The sequence below is a fragment of the Ralstonia sp. AU12-08 genome, assembly GCF_000442475.1.
Lineage (GTDB): Bacteria > Pseudomonadota > Gammaproteobacteria > Burkholderiales > Burkholderiaceae > Ralstonia > Ralstonia insidiosa.
This window is the reverse complement of the sequence record NZ_ASZV01000008.1, coordinates 189,920-208,014: the sequence shown is the minus strand read 5'-3', so window position 1 is coordinate 208,014 and position 18,095 is coordinate 189,920. Positions and strand designations below refer to the sequence as shown.

Sequence of the window (18,095 nt, the reverse complement as noted above, 5' to 3'; positions counted from 1 at the left end):
GCTCACATATGGTTGACTTCATCGGGTAGCCGATAGAACGTCGGGTGCCGGTAGATCTTGTCGGCCATCGGGTCGAACAGCATGGGCTTGTCATCGGGCTCGCTGGCGGTGATGGCGGCCGATGGCACGACCCAGATCGAGACGCCTTCCTGCCGGCGCGTATAGACGTCGCGCGCCATCTGCAACGCCTGCTTGGCATCGACCGCATGCAGGCTGCCGCAATGCTTGTGCTCCAGGCCCTGCTTGCTGCGGATAAACACTTCCCACAGTGGCCATTCGTGTTGATGCGCGGTTGTACTCATGCTGGGGCTCCTCAGGCGGCTTGTTCGGTGGCGGCCGCACGTTCGGCCTGTTTGCGTGCGTAGGCAAGCGCGGCTTCGCGCACCCATTCACCCTCTTCATGCGCACGCTTGCGGGTGGCGAGGCGCTCACGGTTGCAGGGGCCATGGCCGTCAAGCACACGCTTGAATTCGGACCAGTCCAGCGGCGAGAAATCGTAATGGCCACGCGCCTCATTCCACGTGAGTCCAGGGTCAGGCAACGTCACGCCCAACACACGCGCCTGCTCGACGGTCGCGTCGACAAAGCGCTGGCGCAAGTCATCGTTCGAGATACGTTTGATGCCCCAGGCCATGGTCTGCGCGCTGTTGGGCGATGCGGTATCAGGCGGCCCGAACATCATCAACACCGGAAACCACCAGCGGTTGACTGCCTCCTGCACCATGTCGCGCTGCGGCTGCGTGCCGCCCATCATGGTCAGCAGCGACTCAAAACCCTGGCGCTGGTGGAACGACTCTTCCTTGCAGATGCGGATCATGGCGCGCGCATACGGGCCGTACGAGCAACGGCACAGCGGCACCTGGTTCATGATGGCGGCGCCGTCCACCAGCCAGCCGATCACGCCCACGTCTGCCCAGGAGAGCGTCGGGTAGTTGAAGATGGAGGAGTACTTGGCGCGCCCTTCGTGCAGCGCGTCGAGCATCTCGTCGCGCGTGCTGCCGAGCGTTTCTGCGGCGGAGTAGAGATAGAGGCCATGACCCGCCTCGTCCTGCACCTTGGCCAGGAGGATGGCCTTGCGCTTGAGCGACGGCGCACGGCTGATCCAGTTGCCCTCGGGCAGCATGCCCACCACCTCTGAATGCGCGTGCTGCGAAATCTGCCGCAATAGCGTCTTGCGGTACGGCGCGGGCATCCAGTCCTGCGGTTCGATCTTGTGGTCAGCACCGATGCGCGCGTCAAAGCGCGCCTGCAACTCGGCTTCGCCTTGCGGCACAGCGGCCAGTTCCTGTTCTGTGGGCAAGCCGCCGGGCTGGTCCAGGCTTTGGGTGTACATGCGATCCTCCGGCCCCGCGTTGGGGAGTGCTGGATGTGCGTGCCCCGCCATTCACGTCATGCCGGAGCTGGATCGATTATAAACCGTCCGACCGGTCGGTCAATAACGGATTACACCGCATGCCTCGATTGAGACATGCAGTGTGAATCAGCTTAGATGGAGGCGGCGGAGGACGCCTGATCCTGCGTGTGCGCGTGTGCCCGTGTCCGCACGAAGGCGCCGGCCAGTGCAGAAGCCAGCACAGCCGCAATGGCACCCAGCAGGAAAGCCAAGTGATAGCCGCCGTTGAGTGCGGTGGCCCCAACGGCTCCTGCAGCAGTCAGGTTGTTCGTGCGGGCTGCCGCTAGGCTTGCGAGAATCGCCAGCCCCAAAGCGCCGCCCATCATGAACGACGTATTGACCACGCCCGAAGCCAGGCCAGATTCATCCGGCGCGACATCGCTCATCGCCGCCAGCAGCACCGGGTTGAAGGCCACGCCTGCACCCAGGCCCAGCAGCAGCATGCCCGGCAGCACGTCCAGCATGAAGTTGCCGCCGGCCGGCGCGCGCGCAAACAGCATCAGCCCGACGGCCGCCACCAGCAAGCCCAGCGACAGCGGCGCGCGAATGCCAAAGCGCATCACCAGCTTGGCCGACAGCCCCAGCGAGAACACTGCCATGATGATGTTGGCCGGCAGGAAGGCCAGCCCCACCTGCATGGCGCTGTAGTTCAGCACGCGCTGCATGTAGAGCGCCGAGATGAAGAACCACGCGAACATCGCCGCCGCCCACAGCACGCCCACCACATTGGCCGCGGCCACATTGCGCAGCGCGAACATGTGCAGCGGCATGAGCGGATGCGACACGCGCGACTCAATGACGAGGAACGCAATCATCAACGCAACGGCAACCCCCAACTGGGCAAGCGTTTGCGTAGAAGTCCAACCCGCCTCATTCCCATGCACGATCGCGTATACCGCCAGCATGAGCGATGCCGTCACCGAAATGGCGCCTGCCACATCCAGCTTGGCGCGATCCGCCAGTGGCTTGCCAGCAGGCAGCAGCGCCACGCACGCGGCGTACACCGCCACACCAATCGGCAGGTTGACCAGGAAGATCCAGTGCCAGCTCAGCGCGCTGGTCAGCAGCCCGCCCAGCAACACGCCGATGCTGCCACCGCCCGCGCACACAAAGCCGTAGATGCCCATCGCCTTTGCGCGGTCCGCCGGCGAGGTGAACAGGTTCATGATGAGCGACAGCGACACCGCCGACACCACGGCCCCGCCCAGCCCCTGTACCGCTCGCGCCGCAATCAGCAACCCCTGCGAGTTCGCCAGCCCGCACGCCGCAGAAGCCAGCGTGAACAGCGTGATCCCCAGCAAGAACAGCTTGCGATGCCCGAACAGGTCACCCAGTCGCCCACCCAGCAGCAGGAAGCCGCCAAAGGTCAGCATGTAGGCGTTGACCACCCACACCAGCGAGGTTTCGGAAAAGCCCAGATCCGCCCGGATGGACGGCAGTGCGACGTTCACGATGGTCGTGTCCAGCACGATCATCAGCACGCCCAGGCAGAGCACGATGAGGGCAAGCCAGCGCTTGCGTTCGTCGATGCCATGCGTCATGGAACCACTCCTTGAATGCGCTGCAGCCTCGCTCAGGATTCCGCAGCCGATTTGAGATTGGCGAGACCGGCCTCGAAGTCCTTGCCGATCACCGCGTCCATACTGAAGAACAGGCCCATTACCTTCGAGATGAATGGGCTCGGGCCGTACATGGCCCAGGTCACATGGGTGAGATCGCCCGCAGGCTTCAGCGTGAATTCCGCCGTGTTGTGGGCTTCGAAGGGTTTCAGGAAATCCAATTGGATCTGGATGCGCGCGGGCGCGTTCGACAGCGAGGTATCGACAATCTCCATGCGCCCCGCACCCACCTTGCTGGAACCCTCCCACGCATAATTCGCGCCCTTGCCATTGGTCGGGCCGCCGTACGTGCGCTTCATCGCCGGGTCGAGCTTTTCCCACGGCGACCAGGCGGTCCAGTGGTGAAAATCATCGATCAGGGCAAACACCTTTTCGGGCGGCGCCTTGATGTCGATCTCGCGCTGCACGCGAAAGCTGTCTGGGCGCGTGGCGGCAAACCCAAGCACGGCAACAATGGCAACGACGATGACGATCGCAATGACCTTCAGCATGAAGACGGTCTCCAGAAATGGGGCAGCAGGTGAGTGGACACCTTCGCGCAGGGAATGCGAAGGGTCGCGGCCAGAGCGGCCAGCCACCCGGGGGTGGTTTCGTTGATATTGGTAAGGCCCCGGTGGGGGCGCAGTCTAGCACCGGTCAGTCACCCGGCGCCAAGGCAAACCTTCCTACGGCTTTGCGTCGACCGGCCACCACCGGGTGGCCGTTTGCGCCGACACAATGCTTACATCGGCTTGGGCGCAATCACCATCCACGTGATGCCGAAACGATCGGCCACCATGCCGAATGCGTTGGCAAAGAAGGTTTCCGACATCGGCATCGTCACCTGACCACCGTCGCCCAGCGCCTTGAAGGTGCGCTCGGCCTCGGCCTTGTCAGCCACACTCACCGACAGCCCGAAGCCCTTGAAATCGGCCTTGCCCGAAGCCATGCCGTCGGATGCCAGGACCTGCGTTTCACCCACGCGAAAAGCTGCGTGCATCACCTTGTCGAGCGAAGGCGCCATGCCGCCACACTGCTCGGCGGTAGGTTGCGCATCCTTGGGCGCATCCTTGTAGTGCATCACCACGTCAACCTTGGCGCCAAGCGTCTTCTTGTAGAACTCAAGCGCTTCCTCACAACGGCCTTCGAAGAACAGATACGGTTGAATTTGCATCACAACTCCTTGGGGTAGGTAGGGACTCCAGGTGAAGATCCGGCCGCGCGTTGGGTCACACGGTCAGGGGAAGCCACGCATCAACGAACGCCGTCAATTGCACGCTGGTTCGGGCACCGGCATTGGCACGGAGGCGTGCTCGTGCACCACCAGCCAGCGGCCATCGATCTTGCGGAAGCACACCGTGGCACGTGTTTGCGCATCATGCTTCACGCCATCGCGATAGCGCGCACGCAAGCGGTTCACGCTGAAGCAATAGGCCAAGTCGCCACTCACCTCAAGGTGCAACTCGACGAACTGGAAATCAGCCTGCCCTTCCAGCGCATCGAACCAGCCCTGCCAGTTGCGCCGGTAGGCATCAGCACCTTTTACAAACAGCGGCGGCATGACATCAAACACCACCACATCGGGCGCGTAGTGGCGCATCACGGCGTCCACGTCCTTGGCGCGCACGGCGGCGGCCCATTCTTCGATCAGCGCACGCACCTGCGCTTCATCATTCGCGGCATTTGTTGCAGTTGTCATGTCGGCCTCCGATGACGAAAAAAGCGCCTTGGAATCTACGACAACAGCGCCTAGTGTTGATTTGTGAACACTGTCCACAAACGATAGCAGACATAATGAACAGTGTCCACATAAAGCTTGCGGAGATTGCATGACCCAGGAACCACCCCGCCCGCCCGCGCGATCGACCTATCGCCACGGCGATTTGCGGCGCGCGCTGCTCGACGCCGGCATCGAGCTGGCGCGTGCCGGCGGCCCAGATGCCATCGTGCTGCGCGAGGCAACGCGCCGCGCTGGCGTCGCACCGAATGCGGCCTACCGGCACTTCGCCGGGCGACTGGATTTGCTGCAGGAGGTGCGCGCGGCGGCGCTGGCAGCATTGGCACGCGCCATGGAAACGGAACTGGATGCAATCGACCCCACCTGGCCGGAAGATGTGCAGGCCCGCGCCTCCTTGCGCGCCATCGGCGTGGGTTACCTGCGCTTTGCGCAAATGGAGACTGGCCTGTTCCGCACCGCGTTTGCCGTGCCCGATGAAGTGGAGAACGACGCCGACCCGGACAAGGCCGGCAACAGCGGGCTGAACCCGTTCCAGTTGCTAGGCCTGGCACTCGACCGCATGACTGCCGCCGGCGTGCTCCCAGCCGAGCGCCGTCCGGGCGCTGAATATCTCGCATGGTCTGCGGTGCACGGGCTAGCGCTGCTCATCATTGACGGCCCGCTACGCGGCCGCCCACCCGAGCAGACGGGCGCCATCGCGCTGCGCGTGGTCGAGATGGTGGAGAACGGCCTGTAGCCGCTTCGGCTGGACGAAGCCGCGCAATCTGCGCGCAGGTTCTGACGACATGCGCAACGCTTCGTTCGCCTGCGTCGCCTTCAATGCAACGATGTCAGCCTTGTCGCGCCCGCCCACCCGGCGGTGGCGCACACCGATCCACCGGAGCCAACCTCCGCGACCAGGATGTCAACGTGACCCAAACCCACCTCGAAACGACGCCCGCGCGCTATGGCGCGGCGCTGGAGAAAGACCTCTTTGACCGCGTCGCCGCCGTGCACGCGCCACACCTGCCGCCTTCACGCACCGAGCCACCGCGCGATGCGCAAACCCCAGAAGAACGGGAAGGGGTGATCGACTACGCGCTGTGGAACGCCGCGCACGATCTTTTCATCGTGCAACTGGCAAGCGCCGGGCTGGACCGGCTGTTTCGCGACGAGCCCGAGTTTCAGCTCGCGCTCTCACGACAGATTGGCGACGACGGCTTTCACGCCGTGGCCTCGCGCGAGCGCATCCGCGTGCTGTCGGGGCACGACCAGATCGACCGCATTGCGCAAGACGTACGCCACCACTGGGACATCCTGGGCGACTACCCGCTGACCAGCCAGGCTGCCTTCCTGGCGTGGGAGTTCCACTACGAGCACCACATCCTCGCGCGGCTGCAGGTCAACCGGCGTACCTCGCGTGTGCTCGATCTCGCCAACCGCGACTTTGCCGAGAACCGCATCATGCCGGACGAAGAGGTGCACCGTATCCTCATCACCGACTGGTGGCATCACAAGCTCAATGCCGCATCGGATGCGCAACGCGAACAACTCGTCGGTGAAGTGGTGGAAGCCGATGACAAGCTGCAAGTACTCCTGGGCGACTACCTGCGCGAATCGTGGGCACTGAACGAACGCGCGGCCGGCATCGATACGCGCAACTATGTTCCGCTTTACGACGCGTGGCGGCGCGAGATCCTTGGCGTGCTGCTGCAGCGCCCTGCTGATGCGCTGCCCACCCTGACCAGCCTGGGTGCCTGAACACGATGGCCAAGAAACCGATCCTGCTCAACGCATTCAACATGAACTGCGTGGGCCACATCAACCACGGCCTGTGGACCCACCCGCGCGACACCTCCACCGACTACCGCAAGCTCAGCTACTGGACCGACCTCGCCAAGCTGCTGGAGCGTGGCCTGTTCGACGGCTTGTTCATTGCCGACATCGTGGGCGTGTACGACGTCTACCGGCAATCGGCCGACCTCACGCTGCGTGAGTCGATCCAGCTGCCGGTGAATGATCCGCTGATGCTGGTTTCCGCCATGGCGGGCGTGACGGAGCATCTCGGTTTCGGCCTGACCGTCAACCTGACGTATGAAGCGCCGTACCTGTTTGCGCGGCGCTTTTCCACGCTCGATCACCTGACCGACGGGCGTGTCGGTTGGAACATCGTCACCGGCTATCTGGACAGCGCGGCACGCGCCATGGGCCTGCGCGAGCAGATCGCGCACGACGAGCGCTATGACCGCGCGGATGAGTTTCTTGATGTGGTCTACCAACTGTGGGAAGGCAGCTGGGAAGACGATGCGGTGCTGCGTGATCGCGCCGCACGCGTGTTCGCACAGCCCGACAAGGTGCACCGCATCCAGCATCACGGCCGCTACTACGACGTGGAGGGCTACCACCTGAGCGAACCCTCTCCACAACGCACGCCGGTGCTGTTTCAGGCGGGCTCATCCGCACGTGGACAGACCTTTGCGGGGCAGCATGCGGAATGCGTGTTCCTGTCGAGCCAGAGCCAATCAGCCACGCGCGATCAGGTGGCGCAGTTGCGGCAAGCCGCCGTGCAGGCTGGACGCCGAGCAGAGGACGTCAAAGTCTTCATGGGCATCACCGTCGTGGTCGACAAGACCGAGAAGCTGGCCCGCGAAAAGCTCGCCGAATACCAACGCTATGCCAGTGCGGAAGCCGGTCTTGCGCATTTCTCGGCAGGCTCCGGCATCGACTATTCGACCTATGCCTTGGACGACCCGCTGCGCGCGGTGAAGACGAATGCGATCGAGTCCTCCATCCGCCGCGCCACTGGCGGTGACACGCAGTTCACCGTGCGGCGACTGCTTGATCAGCTGGCATTGGGCGGCCGCTACGCCACCATCGTGGGCGACCCGCAGCAGGTTGCCGACGCGCTGCAGCAATGGATGGATGTGACCGACATCGACGGCTTCAACCTGGCGCGCACCGTCACGCCGGAAAGCTATGCGGATTTCATCGACCTGGTGGTGCCGGAGTTGCAGAACCGCGGTGTCTACAAGACCGCGTATGCGCCTGGCACCTTGCGCCGCAAACTGTTTGGCGCCGACCGTTTGCCGGACGCCCACCCGGGCGCGCAACGGCGCCGGCACCCTGCACAGGAGCTGGCGGACCAACCCTAGGCACTGGTCGTTGGCGCGCCCAGCATCTGTTGAAAGAGCGGAAGCAACGCTTCGTACGTACCCAGGTAGCCCGTTGATCCGGCATGGCGCGACGCACGCGCGGCGCAAAACAGTTCGTTGCGCAAGTCGACAAGCGATGCGCGCCTGCGCTCGCGTGCAGCGCTGGTGCACGCCTCAAACGAGCCCAGCTCTTCATAGCCGTTGAACGACATGGCAAAAGCGAAGACGCCCGACACGTCGGCCGGGTCAGGCAGGTCTTGCCAGGAAATTTCGTTTTTCATGATGCCCCCCGCATGACCAAACCGCCGCTCAGGCGGCCGAGACTTCCTGCACGCTGACCGCGACTTCCACACGATGCTCGCCACCGCCGAGGATCATGCCGCGCAGCAACGACACATCGCTGTAGTCGCGGCCGATCGCCAACGTCACGTGATCCAGATCGGCCAGCACATCGTTGGTCGGGTCCAGATCCACCCAACCGCTTTGCGGACAGAACACAGACACCCACGCGTGCGAGGCATCGGCCCCAATCAGGCGCGGTTGTCCGGCCGGGGGCTCGGTACGCAGATAGCCGCTCACGTAGCGCGCAGGCAACCCGAGCGCGCGCAGGCAACCGATCATCACCTGCGAAAAGTCCTGGCACACCCCGCGGCGCAGGCGAAACGCTTGCGCTGCAGGCGTATCGAAAGCGGTTGCCGTGGGTGCGTATTCAAAGTCGGTGTGAATGCGATGCATCAGGCTGATGGCACCGGCCACCACTGGCACCCCGGGCTCAAAACTCTGTCGCGCGTAGGCCTGCAACTCCGGGCTCAGCACGATGTTGGGCGAGGCAAAACAGAATTCGGCTTCCGGGTAGAACACGGAGCCCGCCTGATATCGCAGACATTGCGCGACATCCTCCCATGCCGGCGTGGCGGCCGGGTCCAGGCCGCTCCAGCGCGGCAGCAGCTGCACCGTGGTCTCGCTGGTCATGCGCAGGCTTTCATGGGGCGTGTCGAGCGAGAAATACAGCACGTCGTTGCCGAAACCATCCACGCGACTGGTCACGTACGAGGGCGAAGGATCAATGTGCTCCTGATGCGCAATGATCGTCTGCCACATACACGCGCGCGGGCGAATGGTGGCCAAATGCTGGGCGGTCTCCACCGCCGTCGCGTAGTGGTAGACGGTGCTGTGCGAAACCGACAGAACTGTGGCGTGCGCGTCCATCAGGCCACCTGTGCGGTCGGAATGCTGGCGTGGCTGAAGTAGCGCGCGCTGATTTCATTGGAAGCTGCCGCCACATAGTCACCCAGCGTGTCGCACAGGCGGATGAGGTTGGCGTAGCGCCCCTCGGCATCGACCTCACACAAGGCTTCGAGGGACGGCAGCGTCGCGACCTCGGGCATCAACTCCGCAAACCGCGTGCGGCGTGTACTGGCAGCGGCGCGCTCGATCTGCCCCAACTTGGTCCGCAGCCGGTCATACACACCGTACAGCCCGCGCGGGTTACTCGGCTCAACCACCAGCAGGTCAAGCAGTGCAGGCACCTCCAGGCGCCCCGGATACATTGACCGGTACGTCAGCGTGCTGTCAAACAGCTGCAGCAGCAGGTCAAAACCCTCGGCTGTGGCCAGCGTGCCCTGCTCGGCCAGCACGCGCAGGAAGGTGGTCATGGCCCACACGCGTTCAATGTGGCGCCCGGCAAACAGCAGGCGCCAGGCCTCGTCGCGCGTCATGCGGTCACCCTGCGCGCCACTGATGGCGGAAAGTTGCGTGGCCAGGTACTCCAGCAAGTCAACCAGGGCCACGCGATCATGGGGGCCATCCGTCATCAGGTTGGCGAGCCCATCGCGAAAATCGTTGCGTGCCGCAAGGATGGTGCGCCAATGGTCGTTCGATAGGCGCCCGCGCACCTCGCCAGACGCTCGCGCCTGCGCAGCCAGGCATTGGCCAATGCCTGTCGTACCCGACTGCTCGCTCAAGCCAACCACCAACGCCCGCTCAAATGCCTGCGGGCTGCTGCGCGCAAACACGTCGGCGGTAAAGATCAGGCCGGACTCGGACGCCAACTCAGTCAGCGTGGCAAACATCGTGTCCGCATCATTGGCTTCCAGCGAGCCGAGGATCAGGCGACACAGTCGCACGCCGTTCTCGGCGCGCTCGCCATAGCGGCCGGACCAGAACAGGTTCTCCGCCGCCCGGCTCGATACCGTGTGATGCTTGCGCGCCAGATCGGCTGGCCGGATCGGCGACGGTAGCAGCGTGAACGGCGCAGCGGGTTGCGGCTGGTTCGACAGCACCCAGGTGTCGACACTGCTGCCGCCCATTTGCATCGATGGGGAAACTTGCCGATTGGCTGCGAGGCGCGTGAAGCCGCCGGGCATGACATGCCAGCCGCCAGCCAGATCGGCAATGGCATAAACGCGCAGCACCGAGGGCCGGCCGGCCAGCATGCCAGCCTCGTAGCGCGGCGTGCAGGAATAGGGCAGCGGCGCCTGAATCGTGAAGGCCTCGGGAGCCCGATCGATGCGCGCATGCCAGTCGGCCAGTGTCTGTTGGCCATGCGCCATGCCGGGTGGGCCATCGGGGCTTTCGCTGGGCCAGCCGGGCCACGTTGGCAGCAGCAGCCCGGTGGTCAATCGGGCCTGCGCTTCATTGCGCGCCAGCGCCTCACCGCACCACCACGTCGGCACGCTGGGCAGCACCAGTGGCTCACCCAGCAATGCCTGCGCGATGCGCGGCAGGAAACCCAGCACAGCCGGTGACTCGACAAACCCGGCGCCGGGCACGTTCGACACCAGCACATTGCCCGCACGCATCACCTGCAGCAGACCCGGCACCCCGATGGTGGAATCGGCGCGCAGCTCCACCGGGTCGCAAAACACGTCGTCCAGGCGGCGCAGCACAGCATGCACGCGCTCCAGGCCATTGAAGGTCTTCAGATAAAGCTTGTCGCCACGCACCGTCAGGTCTTTACCTTCGGCCAGCGTCACCCCCAGATAGCGCGCCAGAAAGGCGTGTTCAAAATAGGTTTCGCTGAAGGGACCGGGGGTGAGCAGCACGATGTGCGGCGAGCCGCCCGCCTCGTCCCCACGCATCGTGGTGTGGGCGGCAGCGGCCAACGCGCCGATCAACTGCGAATACGTTGGCGCGAGACGCGTGGCGTGCAACTCGCGAAACGCATCGGCAAACAGGCTGGAGACGATCAGCCGGTTCTCCAGTGCATACCCCAGGCCGGAGGGCGCCTCCGTGCGGTGGCCGACAACAGTCCAGGTGCCGTCGGGCGCGCGGGCCAGATCCACCGCCACGATCTGCAGGTAGTGCCCGCCCGGCGGCGTATAACCGCGTACGGCACGCAGGTAGCCCGGATGGCCGAACACCAGCGCAGGCGGCACCAGCCCCTGCGCAAGCAACGATTGTGGGCCGTAGGTATCCGCCACGATGGCGTTGAGCAACCGTGCACGCTGGGTAACGCCCTGCTCGATCACCGCCCAGTCTGCGTGATCAATCAGGAACGGCAGCACGTCGAGCGCCCACGGGCGGGGCTCGCCCTTGTCGGCGTAGACGTTGTAGCTGATGTCGTTATCGCGCACCTGCTGCGCGACGGAAGCGCGGGCCTGCTCCAGCCCGACCAAGCCGCCCTCGCGCACATGCTCGAAAAACTGCCGCCACGGCGCACGCAACGCGCCCGTGGCGTCGTGCAGCTCATCCCAGTGGCCCTCCCGCACCGGCAACATGCGAAGGAGGGCCAGCACATCCGCGTGGGCGGCAGCGGGCTGTAGTGGATCAAGCGGCAGGGTCGACTGGTAAGACAAGATCGGCTTGGCTGGAAGAGATTAGTAGCGGCGTAAATCCAGCGTAAACGGAAACTCCAGACTGCGCTCGGGCGCCCTCACCTCCATCGGGCCGGGCGTGTGCCCGGTGGTGAAGAAGCGCGCACGGCGGCGGCTTTCCGCCTCATAAGCGTTGACTGGAAACGTCTGGTAGTTGCGTCCACCCGGATGCGCCACATGATACTGGCAACCACCCAGCGAACGGCCGGTCCAGGTGTCGGCCAAGTCGAACGTCAGCGGCGCATGCTCGCCAATGGTCGGGTGCAAGGCCGACGGCTGCGACCACGCCCGGAACCGCACCCCCGCCACCTGCTCGCTTACGCGGCCGGTTGGTTGCAATGGCAAGGGAATGCCGTTGACCGTCACCACGTGGCGGTTCTCGTTCAGCCCCAGCACGCGCACCTCCAGTCGCTCGACCGAGGAATCGACATAGCGCACCGTGCCGCCCTGCGCACCCTCCTCGCCCATCACGTGCCAGGGTTCGAGCGCCGCACTGAGCGTGAGCGAGATCCCGCCCGTATGCAGCTCGCCCACCAGCGGGAAGCGGAACGAAAAATGCGGCGCAAACCAGTGGCGCTCAAAGGCGTAGCCTGCTTCGCGCAGGTCGGCGAGCACGTCGTCGAAATCCATCTGTACGAAGGTGCCGAGCAGGAAGCGGTCGTGCAGCTCCGTGCCCCAGCGCGTGAGGCGCGTGGTGTATGGCGTCTTCCAGAAGCGGGCGACCAGCGCGCGCAGCAGCAGTTGCTGAACGAGGCTCATGCGCGCGTGCGGCGGCATCTCGAAGCCGCGCAACTCCAGCAGGCCGAGACGCCCCGTGGGGCCGTCGGGCGAATAGAGCTTGTCGATGCAGAACTCGGCGCGGTGCGTGTTGCCGGTGACGTCGATGAGGATGTTGCGCAGGATGCGGTCGATCAGCCAGGGCTGAATGTTGGCCCCATCCACACCCCCCAGGCGATCGAGCTGACGCTGCAGCTCCGCAAACGCGATCTCTAGCTCGTACACCTGATCATTGCGCGCCTCGTCCACGCGCGGCGCCTGGCTGGTCGGCCCGATGAACAGCCCCGAGAACAGGTACGACAGCGACGGATGGTTATGCCAGTACGCAATCAGGCTGGCCAGCAGGTCGGGCCGGCGCAGGAACGGGCTATCCGCCGGCGTGGCCCCGCCCAGCACGAAGTGGTTGCCGCCGCCGGTGCCGGTGTGGCGGCCGTCGAGCATGAACTTCTCGGTGCTCAGGTACGACTGGTGGGCCGATTCGTAGAGGTATTCGGTGTGGTCGACCAAGTCATCCCAGTTGCTGGCGGGGTGGATGTTGACCTCGATCACGCCGGGGTCGGGCGTCACCTGTAGCAGCTTCAGGCGCGGGTCGCGCGGCGGCGGATAGCCTTCGATGACGACCTGCACCTGCAGCTCGGCGGCGGTGGCTTCCACGGCGGCCAGCAGGTCGAGGTAGTCGTCCAACACCGTCAGCGGCGGCATGAATACGTGCAGTTGGCTGCGGCCGGAGCCGAAGGTGTCGCTCTCGACCTTGGGGCCGGCAGCGCGGGCGGGGTCGCGCGCTTCGACGCACAGCGCGGTGCGGTGGACCCACGAGGCGGATTCGCTGTGTGCCGGCATACGGACATCGAGGGCCGTGCCTGTGCCGCCTGCGGCGGATGCGGCTTTCGCTGCCGCGCCGGCAGACTCCCCCTGGTATTGCATGCGCAGCTCCGCCGCCGTGCGCAGCGGGGCGATGGGGCCGAACGGATCGTGCGCATGCTGATACGGATAGTCGCTCTTGCTGACCCACGGCAGCGAGTCGAGCGGCAGGCGATAGCCCATCGGCGAATCGCCGGGAATCAAATACATGCGGTCATCGCGGAAGAACCACGGGCTAGTCACCCAGCGCGCACCGGCCAGCGCGGCATCGTGTTCGCGCGCCAGCGGCAAAACGTAGCCGGTGACGGCTGACAGGCCGGCATCGAACACGCGGCGCAGGCGCACGCGTTCCATTTCATCGTCGAGCCGCGAATCAAACGGGTCGACATTCACCGGCAGGCGCCGCTCGCGCCAGAGGTAGTACCACGTGTCTTCATAGCCGGGCTGGATGCATTGCTCGTCCACCGACAGCTTGCGCGCCAGATGGTGCAGAAAGCGCTGCGCATCGGCAGCGGTGTAGCGGCCGGGCTCGCGTTCGTCGGCAAACAGCGTTGGATCATTCCAGCACGGCTGGCCATCAGCCCGCCAGTAGAGCGACAGCGCCCAGCGCGGCAACTGCTCGCCGGGGTACCACTTGCCCTGGCCGATATGCAGGAAGCCGTTGGCACCGTAGCGCTGGCGCAGCTTGTCCATCAGCCCGACGGCGTAGCTGCGCTTGGTGGGGCCAAGGGCATCGGTGTTCCACTCGGCGGCATCGCGGTCGCGCACGGCCACGAAGGTGGGCTCGCCGCCCATGGTCAGGCGCACGTCCATGGCGTCGAGGTCAGCGTCCACCTGCGCGCCCATGCGCACGACGTCTTCCCAGTGCGCCTCGGTGTACGGCTTGGTCACGCGCGGAGCCTCCAGCACGCGCGTGATCGACATGGTGTGTTCGAACTCCACCTCGCACTCATCCACCGCGCCCGAGATGGGCGCCGCGCTGCCGGGTTCCGGCGTGCACGCCACGGGGATGTGTCCCTCGCCCGCCAGCAGGCCGGAGGTCGGGTCAAAGCCGATCCAGCCTGCGCCGGGCAGGTAGACCTCGCACCAGGCATGCAGGTCGGTGAAATCCACCTCGGTGCCGCTGGGGCCGTCGACGGCTTTTACGTCTGGCGTGAGCTGCAACAGATAGCCGGACACAAAGCGCGCCGCCAGCCCCAGTTGCCGCAGCGTCTGCACCATCAGCCAGCCCGTATCGCGGCACGAACCGGAGCCGAGCGACAGGGTCTCTTCCGGCGTCTGCACACCGGGCTCCATGCGGATCAGGTAGCGGATGTCCTGCTGCAGGCGCTGGTTCAACTCCACCAGGAAATCGATGGTGCGGCGCGGCGTGCGGTCAATGCTGGCCACAAACGCGGCAAAGTGCGGCGTCATCTCCCGCTTGACGAGGTAGGGCGCCAGCTCGGCGGCCAGCGCATCGTCGTAGGTGAACGGAAATTCCTCAGCCTCAGGCGTCAGGAAGAAGTCGAACGGGTTGTAGACCGCCATCTCGGCAACCAGGTCGATGGTGACCTTGAACTCGCGCGTCTTGTGCGGAAATACCAGCCGCGCCTGGTAGTTGGCAAACGCGTCTTGCTGCCAGTTGATGAAATGCTCGGCCGGCTCCACCCGCATCGAATACGAATGGATGGGCGTACGGCAGTGCGGCGCCGGCCGCAGGCGCACCACCTGCGGCGACAGCTCGACGAGCCGGTCATAGCGATAATGGGTAACGTGGTTTAGCGCGACTCGGATCGACACACGGACTCCTCGGTGGCTCGTAATGACGTGCCGGCGCGGTGCCGGCGGGCGGTTCAAGCAAGGTTCATGCCGTTTGTGCGGCATGCCCGGCTTTGGGCGACAAGCCATCGTGCCACGCGTGCACGGCCGTGCGTATGACACGCCAATGCGGTACAACGCTTGCTGGACGGCTCGCCGCTGCCATCCCACCATCTTGGTTGGCGAGCACCCCGAACGCCAGCCCCTGCCCCGCCCCTGGATCACCATGAAAACGTTCCACTGCAACCGTTGCCAGCAGCTCGTCTTCTTTGAAAACGTCTTGTGCGAGCGCTGCGACGCCCTGCTCGGCTACCTGCCTGACGTGGGCGAGATCAGCGCGTTTGAAGCCACTGGCGAAACAGCAGAGGCTGGAGACAACCTCTGGCGCAGCCTGCACCCAGATGCGCACGGCCAACTCTACCGCCAATGCCACAACTACGCGGTCGAAAACGTCTGCAACTGGATGATCCCGGCAGATTCGCCCGACACACTGTGCCGCGCCTGCCAGTTCACCGACACCATCCCCGACCTGACCGTGCCGGAAAACCGGTTCTACTGGTACAAGATGGAGGTGGCCAAGCGCCGGCTGCTCTATACGCTCATGACGCTGGGCCTGCCACTGGAATCGCGCCTGGAAAACCCCGAAACCGGGTTGGAGTTTGCATTTCTGCAAAGCAAGGAAGATAGCGAGCCCGTGATGACCGGCCACAACCACGGCCGCATCACGCTCAACATTGTCGAAGCCGACGATGCCGCGCGCGAAAAAGCCCGCACCGACCTGCGGGAGCCCTATCGCACGCTGCTTGGCCACTTCCGCCACGAGTCCGGGCACTACTTCTTTGATCGCCTGATTGCCGGCAAGCCGATGTGGGAAGCCGCGTTCCGCCTGCGCTTTGGCGATGAACGCGCCAGCTATGCCGACGCCCTCAAGGCGTATTACGACAATGGGCCGCCGGCCGACTGGGCACAGCACTACATCAGCGCCTACGCCACCATGCACCCATGGGAAGACTGGGCCGAAACCTGGGCGCACTACCTGCACATGGTCGACGCACTGGACACCGCCGTGTCGTACGGCCTGGCCCTGCTGCCCGACCACCCGCAAGAGCCCGAACTGACCGACCAGACCCCAGTGGAAGAGGCCAGTTTCAACAACCTGATGAGCCGCTGGTTTCCGCTCACCTACGTGCTCAACAGCCTCAATCGCAGCCTGGGGCAGCCCGATGGCTACCCGTTCACGCTGGCATCCCCCGTGATCGACAAGCTGCGTTTCGTGCACCGCGTCATCGCAGCCTCCGCCAAGAAACCCGGTTGATCGCACCAATGTTGTGCGATGCAGGCGCCAATTTGGATCGAGGGAATAATTCGTGCGGCTGAGGCGTTTACCATCCAGAAGGTCAATCCCAGCCTTCCCCCGGAGAACGCCATGCCAAGACAACTCAGCAGATGGATCAGCCTGACGGCACTTGCCCTGTGCGCGTGTGCCTCGCTCAACCCGGTGCAGACCGCGCAAAAGATGATCGGCCAGCCAGAAAGTGCCGTGCAAGAAACCTTTGGCGCCCCCACCGAGACCTATCAGCTTGCGGGCGGCACGCACCGCTGGATCTATTCCAAGCAGCCGCTCGGGCATGAGGTCTATGCCGCCGATTTTGACGCCAGCGGCAAGCTCACCAGCTACCGGCAGATGCTGACTGAAAAGGAAATCTACGAAGCGCGCCCCGGTGTGTGGACCAAGCGCGATGTGCTTGAACGCTTCGGCACACCGAAAGAACCAACGCAGTACTACCCGCTCATGAAGCGCGAGGCGTGGTCATACCGGATGTATGTCGCCGGATATCAGCAGGCGCACTTCAACGCCCTATTCGACGACAACGGTGTGCTGGACCGCACGATGATCGTCGTCGATCCGCTTGGCGGCGATCACCACAGCCGCAAGTGATGCTCAGGTGATACCCGGCGGCGCATTGCACGCCGCCGGTCATTCGCCATGCTTAGGCCAGCGCCGACGCAATCGCCTGCGCCAGTTCATTGGCCTCGAACTTGGCGACGTAGCCATTGGCACCCACGCGGCGTACATGGTCCTCATTGGCCGAGCCCGACAGCGACGAGTGAATCACCACCGGAATCGACTGGAACGCCGGCTCGGTCTTGATCTTGCGCGTGAGCGTAAAGCCGTCCATCTCGGGCATTTCCAGATCGGTCAGCACCAGGGCGATCTTGTCGCGCACGGTCTTGCCCTCGCGGGCTGCATCACGGGCGATGTTCTGCAGCGTGTCCCACGCTTCCTGGCCGCTCTTGGTCATCACGTAGGGGGTGCCCATCGCTTCCAGACCATTGGCAATCAGTGAGCGCGCGAGGCCCGAATCGTCAGCCACCAGCAGCTTGGCGCCCGGGGGCAGCTTGATCGGACGCTCGTCATTGTCGGGGGCCAGATCGGTGCGGCGCGTCGGGAATACGTCCACCAGGATCTGCTCGACGTCGATCACCTGCGCCAGACGCGAGTTGTCGGCGTTGCCGTCCAGGCGTGCCAGGCTGGTGATGTTGCTGCTGCCTACGCTGGCCTCAGCCGGGAAGATCTGGCTCCATTCCAGGCGGACGATCTCATCCACCTCTTCCACCGCAAAACCTTGCGTGGAACGCGCGTACTCGGTAATCAGCAGGATGTTGGCATTGCCATTCTTGGTGCCGATCACGCTGGCCAGGTCAATCACCGGGATGATCTGGCCACGCACATTCACCGCGCCCAGAATGTGGGCGCCGGCATCCGCCACGTGCGTCACTGGCGGCATGACCATGATCTCGCGCACCTTGAACACGTTGATGCCGAACATTTCGCGCTGGTTGGATCGCGCAGATTCGCCCAGGCGGAACAGCAACAGCTCAAAGCGGTTGTTGTTCGTCAGATTGGTCCGTTCATCGACTTCCAGTTGCGAATGCAGTGACATTTGCGTCTTCCCCCGTTCAAGCACACGTTATGTGGCGGTA

General features: G+C 64.5%; 16 protein-coding genes. 5 read left to right on the top strand and 11 right to left on the bottom strand.

Features of this window, described 5'->3' with window-relative positions:
• Positions 1-2: 2 nt before the first annotated feature.
• From paaB to C404_RS36490, 6 genes are all read right to left on the bottom strand, one after another.
• Complete coding sequence (paaB, locus tag C404_RS36515) at positions 3-302, bottom strand: 1,2-phenylacetyl-CoA epoxidase subunit PaaB (protein ID WP_021193703.1); 300 nt, start codon at positions 300-302, stop codon at positions 3-5.
• An 11-nt stretch (positions 303-313) separates the two neighbouring features.
• Positions 314-1,333 carry a 1,2-phenylacetyl-CoA epoxidase subunit PaaA gene (gene paaA / locus C404_RS36510; protein WP_021193702.1) on the bottom strand — a complete coding sequence of 340 codons (1,020 nt, stop codon included), beginning with the start codon at positions 1,331-1,333 and terminating at the stop codon, positions 314-316.
• 152 nt (positions 1,334-1,485) lie between these two features.
• Positions 1,486-2,934, bottom strand: a complete 1,449-nt coding sequence (locus C404_RS36505) for a DHA2 family efflux MFS transporter permease subunit (protein ID WP_021193701.1) — start codon at positions 2,932-2,934, stop codon at positions 1,486-1,488.
• 32 nt (positions 2,935-2,966) lie between these two features.
• Positions 2,967-3,503, bottom strand: coding sequence for an SRPBCC family protein (locus C404_RS36500; protein ID WP_021193700.1), 537 nt, complete (start codon positions 3,501-3,503; stop codon positions 2,967-2,969).
• Positions 3,504-3,733: 230 nt separating this feature from the next.
• Entirely contained in the window at positions 3,734-4,165 is a 432-nt protein-coding gene (locus C404_RS36495; RefSeq protein ID WP_021193699.1) for a VOC family protein, read from the bottom strand.
• 93 nt (positions 4,166-4,258) lie between these two features.
• Positions 4,259-4,690, bottom strand: a complete 432-nt coding sequence (locus C404_RS36490) for a YybH family protein (RefSeq protein WP_021193698.1) — start codon at positions 4,688-4,690, stop codon at positions 4,259-4,261.
• A gap of 130 nt (positions 4,691-4,820) precedes the next feature.
• On the opposite strand from C404_RS36490, the gene C404_RS36485 reads away from it, so the two are divergent.
• The 3 genes from C404_RS36485 (at position 4,821) to C404_RS36475 (ending at position 7,860) form a co-directional block, all read left to right on the top strand.
• On the top strand, positions 4,821-5,465 hold the full coding sequence (locus C404_RS36485) for a TetR/AcrR family transcriptional regulator (protein ID WP_021193697.1): 645 nt from the start codon (positions 4,821-4,823) through the stop codon (positions 5,463-5,465).
• A gap of 173 nt (positions 5,466-5,638) precedes the next feature.
• Entirely contained in the window at positions 5,639-6,469 is an 831-nt protein-coding gene (locus C404_RS36480) for a hypothetical protein (protein ID WP_021193696.1), read from the top strand.
• A 5-nt stretch (positions 6,470-6,474) separates the two neighbouring features.
• Entirely contained in the window at positions 6,475-7,860 is a 1,386-nt protein-coding gene (locus C404_RS36475) for an LLM class flavin-dependent oxidoreductase (RefSeq protein ID WP_021193695.1), read from the top strand.
• Here the strand turns inward: C404_RS36475 and C404_RS36470 are convergent.
• The 4 genes from C404_RS36470 to C404_RS36455 are packed head-to-tail and all read right to left on the bottom strand — an operon-like array spanning position 7,857 to position 15,092.
• Positions 7,857-8,141 (bottom strand): hypothetical protein, encoded by a 285-nt coding sequence (locus tag C404_RS36470; protein WP_021193694.1) that lies wholly within the window; start codon positions 8,139-8,141, stop codon positions 7,857-7,859. The two genes, C404_RS36475 and C404_RS36470, sit on opposite strands and share 4 nt — an antisense overlap.
• 28 nt (positions 8,142-8,169) lie before the next feature.
• A complete protein-coding gene (locus C404_RS36465) occupies positions 8,170-9,069 on the bottom strand; it encodes a transglutaminase family protein (protein WP_021193693.1) in 900 nt (299 codons plus the stop codon).
• Complete coding sequence (locus C404_RS36460) at positions 9,069-11,657, bottom strand: circularly permuted type 2 ATP-grasp protein (protein ID WP_031328972.1); 2,589 nt, start codon at positions 11,655-11,657, stop codon at positions 9,069-9,071. The genes C404_RS36465 and C404_RS36460 overlap by 1 nt, the downstream gene beginning before the upstream one ends.
• Positions 11,658-11,678: 21 nt before the next feature.
• Positions 11,679-15,092, bottom strand: a complete 3,414-nt coding sequence (locus C404_RS36455) for a transglutaminase family protein (protein WP_021193691.1) — start codon at positions 15,090-15,092, stop codon at positions 11,679-11,681.
• A gap of 244 nt (positions 15,093-15,336) precedes the next feature.
• Between C404_RS36455 and C404_RS36450 the strand changes: the two genes are divergently transcribed.
• Positions 15,337-16,425 (top strand): zinc-binding metallopeptidase family protein, encoded by a 1,089-nt coding sequence (locus tag C404_RS36450; protein WP_031328971.1) that lies wholly within the window; start codon positions 15,337-15,339, stop codon positions 16,423-16,425.
• Positions 16,426-16,536: 111 nt separating this feature from the next.
• Positions 16,537-17,049, top strand: coding sequence for a hypothetical protein (locus tag C404_RS36445; RefSeq protein WP_021193689.1), 513 nt, complete (start codon positions 16,537-16,539; stop codon positions 17,047-17,049).
• 52 nt (positions 17,050-17,101) lie between these two features.
• On the opposite strand, the gene C404_RS36440 is transcribed toward C404_RS36445, so the two are convergent.
• Positions 17,102-18,055: a chemotaxis protein gene (locus tag C404_RS36440; protein ID WP_021193688.1), complete on the bottom strand. Its 954-nt coding sequence runs from the start codon at positions 18,053-18,055 to the stop codon at positions 17,102-17,104.
• Between the last annotated feature and the right edge of the window lie 40 nt (positions 18,056-18,095).